Source organism: Streptococcus suis, from assembly GCF_046032515.1.
In the GTDB taxonomy this organism is placed as follows: domain Bacteria; phylum Bacillota; class Bacilli; order Lactobacillales; family Streptococcaceae; genus Streptococcus; species Streptococcus suis_AL.
In genome coordinates, this window is record NZ_JARQPJ010000010.1 from 32,341 (window position 1) to 46,019 (window position 13,679).

The window sequence follows — 13,679 nt, forward strand, 5'->3', positions numbered from 1 at the left end:
TATGTTAGTAAGTTATAAATGGTTAAAAGAACTGGTTGACTTTGATGCGACAAGCCATGACTTGTCTGAAAAAATGTCAACAACAGGAATTGAAGTAGAAGGGGTTGAGCAAAAGAGTGCTGGCCTGTCTAAGTTGGTTGTTGGTCAGGTTGTGTCTGCTGAGCCAATTCCAGATACCCACCTCAATATTTGTCAGGTAAATGTGGGCGAAGCAATCACGCAAATTGTTTGCGGTGCTCCGAATGTCAAGGCTGGCATCAAGGTGATCGTTGCTCTGCCAGGTGCTCGTATCGCTGGCAACTACAAGATTAAGAAAGGCAAAATCCGCGGAGTTGAGTCCTTGGGTATGCTCTGCTCATTGAGCGAAATCGGCGTGTCCGACTCAGTTGTGCCAAAAGTCTATGCGGACGGTATCTACCACCTGCCAGAAGATGCGGTCGTGGGTGAGCCAGTCTTTTCATACCTAGACCTCGACGATGAGATTATTGAGTTGTCCATCACGCCAAACCGTGCCGACGCCCTCTCTATGCGTGGCGTGGCTCACGAAGTGGCAGCTATCTATGACAGCAAGGTCAACTTCAAGCCTGTGGTCTTGGAGGAAAGTGACAAGAAGGCCAGCGATGTGATTGAAGTGGCCATTGAGTCAGACAAGGTGACTGCCTACACGGCTCGTGTCATCGAAAATGTGACCGTCGCACCAAGTCCACAGTGGTTGCAAAACCTGCTCATGAACGCCGGTATCCGCCCGCTCAACAACGTGGTGGACATCACCAACTACATCTTGCTTTACTTCGGTCAGCCAATGCACGCCTTTGACTTTGACAAGTTTGATGGCAAGAAAATCGTGGCTCGTCAGGCAAAAGACGGTGAGAGCCTGGTAACGCTTGACGGCGAAGAGCGTGACTTGATTACCGATGACATCGTCATTTCCGTTGCGGACAAGGCAGTTGCCCTTGGTGGTGTTATGGGTGGTGCCAACACAGAGATTGACAACAACTCTAAGACGGTTGTGCTGGAAGCTGCCCTCTTTGACGGCAAGTCTATCCGCAAGACCTCTGGTCGCCTCAACCTTCGCTCTGAATCCTCTTCTCGCTTTGAAAAAGGCATTAACGTGGCGACTTTGACGGAGGCTATGGACACAGCAGCTGCTATGATTGCAGAACTGGCTGGTGGTCAGGTCTTGTCTGGTATCGTTTCAGCTGGTAGCGTGGACACATCGGATGTCCCAGTCACAGCGACTATTGATTACGTTAACCGCTCGCTCGGGACCAATCTTGACTATGCCCAAATCGCAGACATTTTCCGTCGTTTAGGTATGGAAACAACTGGCGATGCAAGTCAGTTTACAGTAGCAGTACCGCGTCGTCGTTGGGACATTCGCATCCCAGCAGACTTGGTGGAGGAAATCGCTCGTATTTATGGTTATAATAATCTGCCGACCACTCTTCCGAAAGAGGACGGAACAGCGGGTGAGTTGACCCTGACCCAGAAAATCCGTCGCCAAGTGCGTAGCCTGGCAGAAGGTGCAGGACTGACAGAAATTATTTCCTATGCCTTGACAACGCCTGAAAAGGCTGTGGAGTTTGCGGCTCGTCCAACCACAGTCACCGAACTCATGTGGCCAATGACTGTTGACCGCTCTGCCCTTCGTCAGAACATGGTGTCTGGTATGCTGGAAACGGTAGCTTACAACGTGGCTCGTAAGAACAAGAACTTGGCCCTCTACGAAATCGGAAAAATCTTTGAACAGTCTGGCAATCCAAAAGAGGACCTGCCACAAGAAATCAACAAGTTTGCCCTTGTTTTGACAGGTTTGGTAGCTGAGAAAGACTTCCAGACACCAGCTGTACCAGTTGATTTCTTCCATGCCAAAGGTATCTTGGAAGCTATCTTCGGTCACTATAAGTTGGCCGTTGACTTTGTGGCGACCAGTGAGATTGCGGCCTTGCACCCAGGTCGTACAGCTGAAATTCATTTGAATGGGGTGGTAATCGGCTTTGTCGGTCAGGTACATCCTCAAACGGCTAAGGATTACGGTATTCCTGAGACTTATGTGGCTGAAATCAATCTGGATGCGATTGAAGAAGCCCTCCAGCCTGCTCAGCCATTTACCGAAATCTCCAAATTCCCAGCGGTTAGCCGTGATATTGCCCTGCTTTTGAGCAGTGATGTCAAACATCAGGATGTCCTGGATGCGATTGCCGGTGCTGGCGTCAAACGTTTGACTAAGGTGACCCTTTTTGACGTCTATGCTGGCAGCAATATCGAGGCTGGTAAGAAGTCTATGGCTTACAACCTGACCTTCCAAAATCCTGCGGACAGCCTGACGGATGAGGAAGTGGCGAAGTACATGGAGAAAATTAGTAAGTCGCTCGAAGCACTTGGTGCTGAAATTCGTTAATTTGTAAATCCTAGTCTGTGGGCTAGGATTTTTGGGAGGGAGATATGGATAGTCAAGACATTCATGATAAATTTTTTCGAGATGGGAAGTTGCTTGTCATTCCGAAAAAGCTGAAAAGTAAGCAGGTCTTGTTTGCCTACTTACAAGAAGAATTAGCTAAGAAAGGCTCAACATTCACCGAAAAAGAGGTCAATGCCTTTCTAGCTGAAGTCTATGATGACTATGCAATTTTAAGACGATACTTGGTAGACTACGGCTACCTGTCGCGTGACCAGTATGGTTTGGAATACAGGGTAGAAGAAAAGAGATGATTGCGGTCATCTCTTTTGGTTTACAAAATAAAAGGTTCAATCTTCAAGTCGACACCTTCTCCATACTTTTCCAGCAAGTCGTCCGCCAGGGGATGATAGAGTTCTCGTAGTTGTTCAATCTTGTCAGGGAATTGCTTGCCAATGTAGTCAAACTTGCATTCGATGGTTAAGAAAAGTTGGTGGAAGAGTTCGTTCATCTCATTCAATCGGGCAATCATTTCTTCGTCTTCTTTGAGAAAATCAGGGATTTCTGAGCGATTGTTGACAAAACCGTCGATGAGTTTTACGGGGAAAGAGCCGTATTCTAGGACAAATTCGTACATGGGGTTCTCCTTGCCTTACTATTGATAAGACTATTGTAGCATAGTTTGGAATGTGACAAAAGAATTTCAACTTTATTGCAGTTTAAGTTTTGTTTAACATTACTTTCAGTTTCGTTTAAAGGTTTGGGGTTAAACTAAGACTGTAAACGAGGCAGGTAAGAGCCGAGTAGTTTTAGATAAAGAGGGAAAAACATGAAAACTAGAATCGTACAAAAACAATTTAAACGTAAAGAAACAAAATACATCGTTGATAAAGAAACATTTGCACAACTTGAAAAAGATTTACAGAAACATATGGTTTCAGACGAGTTTGCAACGTCAACCATTACAAATATATATTTTGATAATGAAGATTTCGATATGATTCAAGATTCTATTGCTAAAAAGAATGGTCGTGAGAAGATTCGCATGCGTGTCTATGATGCCAAACCATCTGGATCAAGTCAGGCCTTCCTTGAAATCAAGAAAAAAGAAAACAAAATTGGTTACAAATACCGTCTAACTTCAAACCCAGTTTCCGTAACAAATTATATTGAAAACGGAGTGATTGATTCTACCATTAAAGATGAAAAAGTCACCTCAGAATTGGAACAATTGAGAGAACGCTACGGCACAATTAAACCTAAAATGTACATTTACTATGATCGTGTTTCCTATAAAGGGATTGAAGATAGAAAAGTTCGACTCACAATTGACAAGAATTTGCTCTACCGCGACTATGATGTAGATGCCATGGAAGGTAAGTTTGGTAAAGACCTTTTGGATCCTACAAAAGTTATCATGGAAGTAAAGGTTCCTGAAGAACGACCAGAATGGTTGGTAGCCTTGCTTGAAAAATATCAAATTGAAAAACAATCATTCTCAAAATACGGCAATGCCTATAAACTTGCCCACAATATCACCGGAGAGGAAGTAAATCAACATGCAGCTGTTTAATAGCATTTTTTCAACAGCCAATAGCAGTATCACCTTAGCGCAGATGTCCATGGTTTTTGGAGTCAGTCTGGCCATGGGTATTCTGCATGCGGCTGTGTATAAATACAAAGCTAATTACACGAAAGAATTCGTCATCACATTAAGCCTAATGCCAACCTTAATTGCTGTTATCATTGCCTTGGTAAATGGTAACTTGGGTGCAGGTGTTGCGGTTGCAGGGACCTTTAGTTTGATTAAGTTCCGTTCTGCCGCTGGTTCATCAAAAGAGATATTGGCCATCTTGCTAGCGATGGCAATCGGTTTGGCAACGGGTATGGGATTCCTAGGTTTGGCTGTCTTTATGACTCTTGTTTTATCGGTATGTATCCTTATCTTTGAAAATAGTAGTTTTGCGCAAGTCAATCAAAATCGTCGCCATCTTTTGGTAACTGTACCGATTGACTTCAACTATGACCAATTTTTTGAACAACAATTTGGCAGTTCATGCAAGCAGTCAGATTTAATGTCCCTCAAATATAAAAAGAAAAAAGAAGCCCTTGTCTTAGAATACCAAGTCCTCCTCGACAAGACCATTACAGATAAGCAACTGGTCGATACAGTCCTATCAGCAGGTCCCTTGGATGTCGTATTGAATAAACAAATGCCTAAGAAGAAATATTTGTAATAGCAAAGAAGCCCAGGACTTCCAAGGGCTTTTTCTGTTTCACTTGTGAAAAGAGGTTCTTAGATTATTCTTCATAAAAATCAACGCTGTAATCTAGCAGTTTGTCCCCATCATAGCGGAAGCAGGCGGAGAAGAAGGGATGGTTTTCCAAGAGCCACTCTTGAAAATGGCGGTCGCCTTCCCAGGTTGGTTTGGACAGGACTTGATTATAAGGAACCCACTCCAGATCGCCTTCGTTGCATTCTATTAGGTTTCCCTCAAAACCAGTTATTTTAAAGACATAGGTGTACCAGTCAGTGTTTGGAGTAAAGTCCGGAAAGGTGATGACCCCTTTGAGGGCATGCTTGGTGACGGTCAGTCCTGTTTCTTCAAAGACCTCGCGAATGGCACAGGCTTGTGGAGTTTCACCAGGCTCCAACTTGCCACCGACCCCAATCCATTTCCCCTGGTGGACATCGTTTTCTTTTTTATTGCGATGGAGTAGGAGAAATTCTTTGCCATTATCAATGTAGCAAATCGTCGCTAGTTGGACAGGTTTTTTAGTCATAATAGCTCCTTGAATGTGATTTCTTTCATTATACCATAAAGCTCTCTGCTGTGAAGATGCTAGCCTTTTATCTGGCAGGGGACAGTTTTTGTATGAGAATACTGAAAGCCCTTTTCTGAAAAGGGAATTTAGGGTATAATAAGAACATCAAACTATTTAAGGTGTATTATGTCAAAACAAGAACAAATTGAACAAAACATTTACCAATTATTGGAATTATTAGGAGAAGACCCAAACCGTGAGGGCTTGCTGGATACGCCAAAACGGGTCGCCAAGATGTATTTAGAAATGTTTAATGGCTTAGAAGAGGATCCCAAAGACCAATTTACAGCCGTCTTTTCAGAAGGTCATGAAGAGGTTGTTTTGGTCAAGGATATTCCCTTTCATTCCATGTGTGAACACCATTTGGTGCCCTTTTATGGCATTGCGCATGTAGCCTATATTCCGAGTAAGGGGCGTGTGACAGGTCTGAGTAAATTGGCGCGTGCAGTGGAGGTGGCAAGCCGTCGCCCTCAATTACAGGAACGCTTAACTCATCAAGTGGCTCATGCACTTCAAGATGCCCTTGAACCAGAAGGCGTTTTTGTCATGGTCGAAGCAGAGCATATGTGATGGGGGCAAGTGGAGCTACGCAGACGATTGCCAATAGCATTTTGAAAGTAATGGGAAAAGATAGTCCCTATAAGGGTTTGTTAGCCATCACTTTGATTGCTTCCATTCTGACCTATGGTGGTGTGAGTATTTTTGTAGTTATTTTTACCTTGCTTCCCCTTTCACGCCCCCTCTTTAAAGAGTTGAATATCAACTGGGCACTTTTTCCGCTTCCTGTCTTTTTGGGAGCAGGTACCTATACGATGACAACTCTTCCTGGGGCACCTTCCATCCAGAATGTCATTCCGACAAAAGTTTTGGGAACTAGCTTGACCGCGGCACCTGTTATAAGTTTGGTAGCCAGCTTGACGCTATTAATATTTGGCTTGCTCTACATGGCCTACTGCCTCAAGAAAAGTCTAGCAAATGGAGAGACGTATACGGAAGAAGAGGATGAAACTGCAGTAGTGGTAGCTGATAAGACACCAAATCTATTTTTATCAGTCTTGCCTCTATTCAGTCTTATTGGGACGATTTTCCTAATGAGTAAAACTCCGAATGTCCTAGCAATTGGCTTGTTGGTTTCTATCCTTCTATCAGCCTTGATTTTTTATCCATATCTGCCAAATCAAAAAGAAATTTTGAATGCTGCGACAACAGCATCTATAGTGCCTGCATTTGCAACTTCTAGTACCGTAGCATTTGGGACGGTGTTAACCTTGTCAGCAGGTTTTGCAGTCATTCAAGAATGGATTCAACAAATACCAGGATCGCCACTGATTAGTTTATCTGTTTCGATAGCATTGGTTAGTGGTATTATCGGTTCATCTTCTGGTGCGGTAGGTATTGCTTCAAGTAATTTCCTCCCTGCCTATTTGGAAATGGGGATTAATCCAGAGTTGCTGCATCGTGTAGTAGTTGTTGCATCAGCTATCTTGACAGTTGTGCCTCAGTCTGGCGTGATGATTACCTTCCACAATCTTTCGAAATTAAGTATGAAACGAGGACTCAAGTATTCGTTTATCCTAGTGACAGTTGGGCATTTGTTAGCCTTACTTGTGATTTTACTGTTGGCGCCTTTGCTATATTAGGATTGATTAACAAACAAATAAAAGCCCTGCCAAAAGACAAACTGACATCTAGCAGTCTAAATCAAAGAGTTCACACATCTTAAAATAAATGAGACTGGGCAAAAAGTCTTAAAAATAGAAAACAGCTTAGAAATGCGTTGTCAGAAACGTTGATTCTAGGCTGTTTTTAATTGTTAAAATTTTAATCGGAGGAGGAATTTTTTAGTTTTTGCCCAGCCTCTATTTATTATATTCTTTTCGAAAATAATTAAATATAAGGAAATAGAACTTGAAATGAGTCCTGTTGCTTGCTTTCGAAAAGGCTGGCGTTGGATAGAAGAGAAAATTCACCCAACGCCAACCACGCCGATTTACTTACACTCTAAATGTGCCTGACCGCTGTTTTTCATGTGCGAAACCCAAAAATCCTTACAAAGCGGTGTTTCAGTTCCCTCCACCTGAACCGCAAAGTCTGGCACAGGTAGGTAGTTTTCGTCAAAGGTTAGGCGACTCTCAACTCGGCGAAACTGGTCATTAGCACGACCAGTACTATCTACCTTGGGTTGAACACCCCTAAAATTCACAATGTTATTGCCGTCATCTAACAATTCTAGTTTGAAGTTTGTGCTCCCCTGTAAAAAGGCGTTAAACGCAGGAAGGCAATATCGTTCGCCTGAACCGCGTGCCCCAACTCAACCGTTACACTACAGGCATATAACCCACCTGTTCTGGCAAAATCTTCCTTACATCGAACCAAGCTGACATTGTTGGTGCGAAGAGCCTTGCTGTCTCCTCGGCGACTTGCAGGCAGGCTATGCTCTAAATGAGCCCCTGCTCCTTGAGCTGGGTAATAGATTTGTTCACTCAAGCCATTACCATTTTTCGCAAAGGAATCATTATCCAAACCATTATAAATATCACCATTCGCTCCTTGGTTGTAGCCAAAGAATTGAGCCTTTAAGATAGCTGGCACATTTTCTTTCTTATTCCACTCACTTCTATTAAGCAGGAGGTGGTTGCCTTCTTCGCCATCCTCTAAGTAGTTAACCGTATTCAACCAAACATTGCGGTCTTTGTTGGTCATGTCTTCAGTCGTATGCCAGCTAAGGCGGACTTTCGAAAAGTTTTGAATCCCTTTAAGAGGAATGATATGTGCCTTACCAGCGTCTGCTTTGCCCAGATAATCTGGTGTATCTCGGTGGATTTTGACGCAGGTGTAGGCTTGATTGAGGCTTTCATCACCGTCTCTGGTTGAAACGACACTTTCGCCTGTTGCCGCACCAATTCCAGCCGCATGGAGCATATTGCAAGACCCAGCCGCACCTGTTTTCGAAATCTCTGCCTCCATTTTCTGGCATTTGATTGGGGTTAAATCGAACCCACCCGCACACTCTTTCTGGTAGATACTCAAGAAACGTTTGGCGTCTTCAATCCCCACCTGAGCGCTATCATAAGCGCTCTGTGAGAGGTCGTGCTTGCTGACTTGTTGCTGGTCTCGAATCATCAGACGCAGGAAACTAGCAACCATCAAAGCGACAAGGGAACAGGTGATGACCACAAGAAACATAGAAACACCACCTTTTTTAAATTGTAATCGAATCGTCATCTTAATACCTCACTGGAAGTTCTTTTGTATAAGTTGTTGTAATGCGTCCCTGAACCCAACTAGCTTGTCCGAATGCCCACATGTAGATATCTGGGCGCTGGTTGTAGACCTCGGCTGGTTCGCCATCTGTACCTGCCGTGCGCCAAGAGTTTAGCTTGTTGGCAACAACTGGACCATTCACCCTGAGAGGCTTACCACAAGTAGCGTCAGACACAAAGCTGGTATTGACCGAAAGACCAGATGATACGGGCTTGGCGCAGGTCGTAACGGTCTTTTCAGAAATCAGCCAGGCATCGATTTGGGTTACATCGCTTCCAATTTTGATATCCCCACTAGCGACGATAATCGTTTGCGGAATGCGTCCCAAATCTAGCCTACCACTTGGCGATTGCGAGACGATATTGCCTGTAATTTCCACATCCTTGGCATAAATCACACGGGTCGAAGCTAGTTGATTTGTTAGACCTGTGATGACTTTTTTTGCGAGTGGCTTGGTTTGGCTTCCTTCAACTGTTATATTTCGCTCTGGAACATTTTTTGAGAAACGCGACCCAAGGGCAGTGACTATATAAGAAATGTTAGTATCTTCTCCCCAAGCGCCATAGCTTCCAAGGTCGGTAGTTTTAGCAGTTTTTGATGCACCACTTGGGACGGCATTTTTAAAGGTCAAGTTGTGTGTGATATGCGAAGACTCAGTCGTGAAGCCAGTGATTTTCTTACCAGCCAAGGCTTCGAACTCTGCCCATGAACCAAACTGAGCTCCACTAACCTTGGTCGTTCGACTGGTTCGAATACCACTTTTCGAATAGATACCATTACTCCAAATATTCATCTTGGGCTTTTTGACCACTAGGACACAAATCGGAGCAGAATGTCGCCATTCTTTTTGATTGTCTTGTTGGGATTTCAAGCTACCAGACGAAGATGGCTTTGTCTTTTTGTAAGGTGTTACAGACAAGGCAACGCAAAACCGAGTTCCAACAGGCGCATCATCTGGAATATTGATAACGTGCGACCCGACAGAAGTTTCTCCATCCGAAATGCGTCCTGTTCGAATATCTTCATGGCAATTTCTTAAAGTGGTTGGCGGATACTTAAAGGTATATCTATAGTGCGTACAAGGATTAGAACTACTGATATATCCAGCAGAACCTCCCTGTGTCAGGTGGCTTTCTTCATTTTGTGGAACTTCCCAAGTTGTGATAGCCACTTTGGAATCTTCTGGTGTAGGTGTTCCGTTATTGGTTATTTTTTGAGTTGTAGGAATGCGTGTACCTCGTTCACTTGGGATATCATCACCACCACAATATTGGCTTCCCGTAGAAACACAAGGTGTGATTTCATATTCATACGGGATATAGACACAAGCTTCTTGCGGAGAGATACCTGTGCCGTTTTGTACTCTTGCCAAACCTCCATGGTGAACCCAAGAACGGATAGGTCTTGAGTAATCACTTCCTAAGTACTTCCCATTTTTATCCCGTTTATCGTGGTAGCCAATGATATCATAGGACTTGTATGATGGGGAGAAGGAGTATTTATAGTGGGTTCTGTCGCACACATATTTGCCTAAATATTGGTCTTTAGCCACAATTGTCCCAGAGTTTCTATTAATATCACTTCCAGAAAAGCTACCACCTCTTGGCGAAACCTCTCCATTTTCATTACTCCAGCTGTGGTTTTTAGTAGAAGTGTCAACACCGCCACTTGGGACTGAATTTTGGAAGTTTGTCGTGACAATGTGATTAAAGCTCACGCTATCTCCGTATTTTCCAAGATTTTCTCGCCCACTATGCCACCCCCTAAGGCTGGTTGATTTTACATAGGTTTGAGCACTGTGACTACTAGAGGGGGGTGGAGTAGGAGTTGGTTGAGGCTTAGGATTAGGTTTTTCTCCTATGTTTACCAACAAAGAAAATTCAGTATCGTAGTAATAATCACGGTCATAACCTCCAGGAGCTTTACCAGGAGGAACAGAAGTTGCGTGATAATCCAATACTCCATGTCCAACCCTAAACCTCAACCATCTCGAGTTAGGCTTGCTTTTGCTTGCGGCAGGCGCCGACCTCAGGCTTTCGATTCGTTCGTTTGTAATTTCAATTCGAATAGTTCCTACTCTCTTGACGTTATATAGACCAGATTGACTATATGCGAAATAGTACCCATTATTCCTGTCTGATATCGCATAAGGCTTGTTGACTTTTAAACCTCTTTCGCCACCATCATTAAGGATTTTTGCGCGCGTAATAGTATGATTAGCATGATGTACGCGACACAGTCGACTTGCGAAATTTAAGTAGATATATCGCTGATTAGACGGCAACGTATACTCAACCTTTTTACCTAATGAATTGATGATGTCTAATCCACTAGAATCTGAGGAAATCCAGCTAGTAGTAATGACATTATTATAGCCATAGTTATCAAATGATTCTTTTCTTTGTCTACCGAAATAATCTCTTTCGTAATATTCTCCACCGTTACATTTCTGAGTGAGCTCATTCACAATCTCTTGAGGGGCATGTGTTGCAAAAGCGCTACTACCACCAAAGAAAACAAAAAAGACTCCGAAAGCAAGAAAAATTCCGAATAGTTTCTTAGACATCTTGTTCGTCCTTGACATCATCTAAAATAATGGTTTTAACACTATTTTCTAGGGAATTTAAATCTTGAATCTCTCGAATCTTTAAACTTGGATTTTCACCATTTTCGACCAATTTTAAAATAGTTTCATAGCTCGCTTTTTTGTCTCGAACCAAAATAGCCTCAAGCATTACGCAGTTGGCGTCTTCTTTATAGTTTGCCAAACCTTGAACTTTGGAAATAATCTGCTTTTTGTCTTCGTCGTAATTTTCAGTTGTTTCGTAAAAATCGTTATATTCTTTGATAATTTCATCACCACAAATTGTGCCAATCTTAGATTCTTTTGGTCGAGTCAGCAAAAGATAAACGTTTGCACCAAGACTTGCCAGCAATAAAATTGCCACCAAAACCGCAAAAAATGGCTTTTTTGATGTTGTTTTAGCGGGCGTGTTTCCACCCAAAACCTGATTTTCCATAACCCTCCTTAATTATTTATGTCTCCATTTAACCACAAACGCAATCAAAATTCAAGGGCAGAAATAAGAAAAACCCCACGAAATGTGAGGTTAGACTTAGTTGATAGATGATTTAGGAATTATCGCTTCTTGGTGTTGAATTTCAAAGAGAAAGTCACACCAAGAAGAGTGATGAAGCCAAGCAAAGTTGTCCAAACAGAGGTACTGTCGCCCGTGTGCGGAAGCACTTTTGCTTCGGTAGTAGCGTTACTTGTTTGAGTTGCGCTAGTAGCCGAAGTTTTCGCTGGAGCTACGGTTGCGTTTCCAGTTGGTTTTTCGACTGATTTCGAAGTGTTGCCACCAACTTGAGCACCGCCATTTCCACCTTTCGAACCGTTTCCGCTTGATGGCGGAGTTTGGTTGTTAGACGGTGGTGTTTGACCATTCTTGCCGTTACCATCTTTTGGATTATCTCCGTTCGAAGGAGGGGTATCCTTCGGCTGTTCAGTTGGTGGAGTTGGTTGGCCTTTCGGAACATCATCTTTTGGTTTTTCACCATTTGATGGAGGATTTTGACTACCGTTATCACTTGGCGGAGTTTGACTGCCGTTTCCGTCATCTGGCTTATCGCTGTTGGATGGAGGCATTTGCTCCCCATTATCGGTCGGTGGGGTCTGACTACCGTTATCACTTGGCGGAGTAGTTACTTTATGACGTGTAATTACGTCATAAATACGACCTTCTTCTACTTCATCATAGGTATAAGTGAGTTTCTGGGTCGCATCAACTAATTCAAATCCGTCAGGAAGTTTAAAAGTGTAGCTTTCTCCTGGCTTCAGGACAATCTCCTCGCTACCAGCTCCAAAATTATAAGGTCCTCTGCGTATAAACATATAAACTATAAAGGTTTTGGATTGTACAGACGGAACATCTTGGACTGAACCATTAACGGTCGGCGGAGTAACTTCCTCCGCATAGACAATGCTTCCATTCTGCGTCGCAATCAAAGCAGATGGAACGCCGCCAAGCACTGCCACAGAGGCAAGAGCTACACCAAATTTAAGGAATTTTTTGTTCATTTTAATTTACCACGGCTTTCGAAAAGCCGTCCTTTCTTTTTAGATATAGAGAAAAAGTAAAAAACAAAAAACTTCCGTCAGGTTCATCACAAAAGAAGAATCATCTTCAACTGGTAATGTGCCTGACAGAAGCTCATCTATCAACTGCCTATCAGTTTACCATGTTTTTATGTGTTTGTCAATGGGTATTTTAGGAAAAGCCTCCTTTTCGAAAAAATGCCTGCTACAAAAATTGCTTTTGTCGCTCAGACGGTCGTTAAAGAGACAACTAAAAAAGGAAAAATGCTTGTTCTAAGAATCCCTTAAAACCAACATTTTTCCAGAAGTGTTCACTTAAAATTTAGCTTTCTCCCAAACGACCGTTCAGGTTACAAATTACCTATATTCTAATATATTCTGCCGTTTTCGTCAAGGATTTATGTGCGGTGGAACTTAATTTTCCGCCTGTTTAAGACTCGATAGACTGTCGCCCGACAAACACCGCAGGTTTGGGCGATTTCGAAAGGCTTGTATTTTTGGCGGTAAAGTTCGATAATCTCGTCCTCTTTCTCTTTCGAAAGTCCTTGATTACCCAGTTTGACGCCCTTTTCCTTGGCTTTTCTCAGACCGTCCTTGGTGCGACTGCGAATATTTTCCAGCTCCATCTCTGCCACGTAACCAAGGAGTAGACAGAGAAGCTTGCCCGTGAGCGACTTGGTTTCGATGTTTTCACGGAGCGAGATAAGCTCGATGTCGTGGGCTTGGAGCTCTTCGATGATGGCAAGGAGTTTGAACATTTTGCGGGTTAGGCGGTCGAGTTTGTAGATGACGAGCTTGGTTTCTATGCCATCTCGGGCAGACTTTTTGGCGAGTTTGAGAGCTTTTTTGAGTTTCGTTCGCTCATCATTTCCGCCTGAATCTCTCTCAATAAAGAGCCTATCGCAGTGGCTAAGAGCCTCAACTTGAACTTCCAGTCCCAGCTCTTGGCGGTTGTCACAGGACGAGACTCGGGCGTAGCCGATGGTTAATTGATTGATGGTGTCAGGTTTCATGTTTCCTCCATTTCTATTGTAGCAGGGCTAACTAGTTAGAAAAAGAAGAAACTTAGAACAACCGTGTACTCTTAAAATATCC

At 43.2% G+C, this 13,679-nt stretch carries 13 protein-coding genes and 1 pseudogene; 6 read left to right on the forward strand and 8 right to left on the reverse strand.

Annotated elements, in window-relative coordinates; translation table 11 throughout:
• Position 1: 1 nt before the first annotated feature.
• Positions 2-2,401: a phenylalanine--tRNA ligase subunit beta gene (gene pheT, locus P7J49_RS05855; protein WP_408569919.1), complete on the forward strand. Its 2,400-nt coding sequence runs from the start codon at positions 2-4 to the stop codon at positions 2,399-2,401.
• Positions 2,402-2,445: 44 nt separating this feature from the next.
• Entirely contained in the window at positions 2,446-2,712 is a 267-nt protein-coding gene (locus tag P7J49_RS05860; protein WP_408569921.1) for a DUF2087 domain-containing protein, read from the forward strand.
• 20 nt (positions 2,713-2,732) lie between these two features.
• Here P7J49_RS05860 and P7J49_RS05865 read toward each other — a convergent pair whose 3' ends face one another.
• Positions 2,733-3,035 (reverse strand): hypothetical protein, encoded by a 303-nt coding sequence (locus tag P7J49_RS05865; protein ID WP_408569923.1) that lies wholly within the window; start codon positions 3,033-3,035, stop codon positions 2,733-2,735.
• Positions 3,036-3,227: 192 nt separating this feature from the next.
• Here P7J49_RS05865 and P7J49_RS05870 point away from each other — a divergent pair, with 192 nt between their 5' ends.
• Together P7J49_RS05870 and P7J49_RS05875 are read left to right on the forward strand one after the other, a co-directional pair.
• Positions 3,228-3,971: a polyphosphate polymerase domain-containing protein gene (locus tag P7J49_RS05870; protein ID WP_408569925.1), complete on the forward strand. Its 744-nt coding sequence runs from the start codon at positions 3,228-3,230 to the stop codon at positions 3,969-3,971.
• Positions 3,958-4,635 (forward strand): DUF4956 domain-containing protein, encoded by a 678-nt coding sequence (locus P7J49_RS05875; protein WP_408569927.1) that lies wholly within the window; start codon positions 3,958-3,960, stop codon positions 4,633-4,635. The genes P7J49_RS05870 and P7J49_RS05875 overlap by 14 nt, the downstream gene beginning before the upstream one ends.
• 64 nt (positions 4,636-4,699) lie before the next feature.
• Here P7J49_RS05875 and P7J49_RS05880 read toward each other — a convergent pair whose 3' ends face one another.
• A complete protein-coding gene (locus tag P7J49_RS05880; RefSeq protein WP_408569929.1) occupies positions 4,700-5,182 on the reverse strand; it encodes an NUDIX hydrolase in 483 nt (160 codons plus the stop codon).
• Positions 5,183-5,350: 168 nt separating this feature from the next.
• Between P7J49_RS05880 and folE the strand changes: the two are divergent.
• Together folE and P7J49_RS05890 are read left to right on the forward strand one after the other, a co-directional pair.
• A pseudogene (gene folE, locus P7J49_RS05885) lies at positions 5,351-5,791 on the forward strand (GTP cyclohydrolase I FolE); the annotation flags it as partial.
• A gap of 2 nt (positions 5,792-5,793) precedes the next feature.
• Positions 5,794-6,864, forward strand: coding sequence for a GntP family permease (locus P7J49_RS05890; RefSeq protein ID WP_408569930.1), 1,071 nt, complete (start codon positions 5,794-5,796; stop codon positions 6,862-6,864).
• A 350-nt stretch (positions 6,865-7,214) separates the two neighbouring features.
• Here P7J49_RS05890 and P7J49_RS05895 read toward each other — a convergent pair whose 3' ends face one another.
• From P7J49_RS05895 to P7J49_RS05920, 6 genes are all read right to left on the reverse strand, one after another.
• Positions 7,215-7,427, reverse strand: coding sequence for a hypothetical protein (locus P7J49_RS05895; RefSeq protein ID WP_408569932.1), 213 nt, complete (start codon positions 7,425-7,427; stop codon positions 7,215-7,217).
• A 26-nt stretch (positions 7,428-7,453) separates the two neighbouring features.
• Complete coding sequence (locus tag P7J49_RS05900) at positions 7,454-8,449, reverse strand: hypothetical protein (protein WP_408569934.1); 996 nt, start codon at positions 8,447-8,449, stop codon at positions 7,454-7,456.
• A 1-nt stretch (position 8,450) separates the two neighbouring features.
• The gene (locus P7J49_RS05905; protein WP_408569936.1) at positions 8,451-11,054 is read right to left on the reverse strand and encodes a hypothetical protein; all 2,604 of its coding nucleotides are present in this window, start codon (positions 11,052-11,054) and stop codon (positions 8,451-8,453) included.
• The gene (locus tag P7J49_RS05910) at positions 11,047-11,508 is read right to left on the reverse strand and encodes a hypothetical protein (protein ID WP_408569938.1); all 462 of its coding nucleotides are present in this window, start codon (positions 11,506-11,508) and stop codon (positions 11,047-11,049) included. Before P7J49_RS05910 ends, P7J49_RS05905 begins: the two co-directional genes overlap by 8 nt.
• Positions 11,509-11,627: 119 nt before the next feature.
• Entirely contained in the window at positions 11,628-12,566 is a 939-nt protein-coding gene (locus tag P7J49_RS05915) for an LPXTG cell wall anchor domain-containing protein (RefSeq protein ID WP_408569940.1), read from the reverse strand.
• A gap of 416 nt (positions 12,567-12,982) precedes the next feature.
• Positions 12,983-13,597, reverse strand: coding sequence for a recombinase family protein (locus P7J49_RS05920; protein ID WP_408569942.1), 615 nt, complete (start codon positions 13,595-13,597; stop codon positions 12,983-12,985).
• Positions 13,598-13,679 lie beyond the last annotated feature (82 nt).

Bases quoted from the DNA above. Each gene is read 5' to 3' on its own strand.
- P7J49_RS05870 (WP_408569925.1), top strand. From the start codon at position 3,228: ATGAAAACTAGAATCGTACAAAAACAATTTAAACGTAAAGAAACAAAA.
- P7J49_RS05915 (WP_408569940.1), bottom strand. From the start codon at position 12,566: ATGAACAAAAAATTCCTTAAATTTGGTGTAGCTCTTGCCTCTGTGGCA.
- P7J49_RS05900 (WP_408569934.1), bottom strand. From the start codon at position 8,449: ATGACGATTCGATTACAATTTAAAAAAGGTGGTGTTTCTATGTTTCTT.
- P7J49_RS05880 (WP_408569929.1), bottom strand. From the start codon at position 5,182: ATGACTAAAAAACCTGTCCAACTAGCGACGATTTGCTACATTGATAAT.
- P7J49_RS05890 (WP_408569930.1), top strand. From the start codon at position 5,794: ATGGGGGCAAGTGGAGCTACGCAGACGATTGCCAATAGCATTTTGAAA.
- P7J49_RS05865 (WP_408569923.1), bottom strand. From the start codon at position 3,035: ATGTACGAATTTGTCCTAGAATACGGCTCTTTCCCCGTAAAACTCATC.
- pheT (WP_408569919.1), top strand. From the start codon at position 2: ATGTTAGTAAGTTATAAATGGTTAAAAGAACTGGTTGACTTTGATGCG.
- P7J49_RS05875 (WP_408569927.1), top strand. From the start codon at position 3,958: ATGCAGCTGTTTAATAGCATTTTTTCAACAGCCAATAGCAGTATCACC.
- P7J49_RS05920 (WP_408569942.1), bottom strand. From the start codon at position 13,597: ATGAAACCTGACACCATCAATCAATTAACCATCGGCTACGCCCGAGTC.
- P7J49_RS05905 (WP_408569936.1), bottom strand. From the start codon at position 11,054: ATGTCTAAGAAACTATTCGGAATTTTTCTTGCTTTCGGAGTCTTTTTT.
- P7J49_RS05910 (WP_408569938.1), bottom strand. From the start codon at position 11,508: ATGGAAAATCAGGTTTTGGGTGGAAACACGCCCGCTAAAACAACATCA.
- P7J49_RS05860 (WP_408569921.1), top strand. From the start codon at position 2,446: ATGGATAGTCAAGACATTCATGATAAATTTTTTCGAGATGGGAAGTTG.